This window comes from Pseudomonas sp. 3HC3 (genome assembly GCF_044904505.1).
In the GTDB taxonomy this organism is placed as follows: Bacteria; Pseudomonadota; Gammaproteobacteria; order Pseudomonadales; family Pseudomonadaceae; genus Aquipseudomonas; species Aquipseudomonas putida_Y.
In genome coordinates, this window is the sequence record NZ_JADDRH010000046.1 from 1 (window position 1) to 1767 (window position 1767).

The 1767-nt window shown below is 67.2% G+C and carries 1 protein-coding gene; it reads left to right on the plus strand.

All coding sequences use genetic code 11. The annotated features are described in order from the left end of the window. The coding region (locus INQ47_RS25575; protein WP_404702893.1) for a condensation domain-containing protein at positions 1-1767 on the plus strand (1767 nt) is incomplete at both ends.

The window sequence follows — 1767 nt, forward strand, 5'->3', positions numbered from 1 at the left end:
GCCAGCTGGATGGCCAGTTCGATGAGCGGGCGCTGTTCGTGCCCGCTGCCGAAAGCGCAGGTGAGGAGCAGAGCCCGCTGGCGCCGCTGGGCAACTGGCTGGTGCTCAATGGCCAGGTGTATGGCGGCGAGCTGAGCCTGGCGTTCAGCTTCAGCGGGCAGATGTTCGCCCGCGCGACCATCGAGCGGCTGGCGCGGGCCTACGAGGCGGAGCTGGCGGCGCTGGTCGAGCACTGCCAGGCGCCGCAAGGGTTGACGCCGTCGGACTTCCCGCTGGCGGGCCTGAGCCAGGCGCAACTCGACGCACTGCCGGTGGCGGTGGCCGAGGTCGAAGACATCTACCCACTGTCGCCGATGCAGCAGGGCATGCTGTTCCATTCCACGTTCGGCGAGAGCGACGGCGACTACATCAACCAGATGCAGGTCGAGGTCGCAGGTCTGGATGTGGCACGCTTCGAGGCGGCTTGGAACGCTGTGCTCCAGGCCCATGACAGTCTGCGTTGTGCCTTCGTCTGGTCCGCCGACCAGGCCCAACCGGTGCAGGTAGTGCTGCGCGAGGCCCGTGTGCCGTTCAGCGAGCTGGACTGGCGCGGTCGTGATGACATTGCGCTGGCGCTCCCGACACTGGCCGCCGAAGAACGTGGGCGCGGCTTCGATGTGCTGCAGGCGCCATTGCTGCGCCTGGTGCTGGTACGCCTGGAAGATGACCGCCATGCACTGATCTACACCAGCCATCACATCCTCATGGACGGCTGGAGCAATGCGCAACTGCTGGGTGAAGTGCTGCAACGCTACTGTGGCGAGCGGCCCACGCAGGCGGCGGGCCGCTTCGGCGACTACATTGGCTGGCTGCAGCGTCAGGACCGAGCGCAGAGCGAAGCTTTCTGGCGCGAGCAACTGGCCGCACTGGAAGAGCCCACCCGCCTGGCCAGCACCTGTCAACATGTCGGTGTCGATGGCTACGACGAGCACAGCCTGTCGATCGATGCGCAGACCACCGCGCGCCTGGGCCGCTTCGCCCGTGAGCGCAAGGTCACCGTCAACACCTTGGTGCAGGGTGCCTGGGCCTTGTTGCTGCAGCGTCGTGTCGGCCAGGACTGCGTGTCGTTCGGCGCCACCGTGGCCGGGCGACCGGCCGAGCTGGCCGGTATCGAGCAGCAGATCGGCCTGTTCATCAACACCTTGCCGGTGATCGTGCCGTGCACCGCCGGGCAGGCGCTTGGCGACTGGCTGGACGATCTGCAGGCGCTCAACCTGCGCATCCGCGAACAGGAGCACACGCCACTGTTCGACATCCAACGCTGGGCCGGGCAGGGCGGTGACGCGCTGTTCGACAGTCTGCTGGTGTTCGAAAACTACCCGGTGGCCGAGGCCCTGGAGCGTGGTTCGCCCTCGGGGCTGCACTTTGGCCCGGTGCGCACACAGGAGCAGAGCAACTATCCGCTGACCCTGGCGGTCGGCCTGGAGGACAGCCTGTCACTGCGCTGCAGCTATGACCGGCAGGCGTTCAGCGCGGCGATCATCGAGCAGATCGGCCAGCAACTGCGTCACTTGCTGCTGCAGATGCTCGAACAGGGCGCTGAGGCGCCTGTCGAGACCTTGCAATTGCTCGATGATGAGCAACGCCAGGCTGCGGTACAGGCCTGGAATACCGCCCCGGCCACGTTCGCGCCGAGCCAGCCGCTGCATCGCCTGATCGAAGCCCAGGCGGCCCGCGCGCCGCAGGCGCCGGCGCTGGTCTGCGAAGGCGAACAGTTGAGCTACGCCG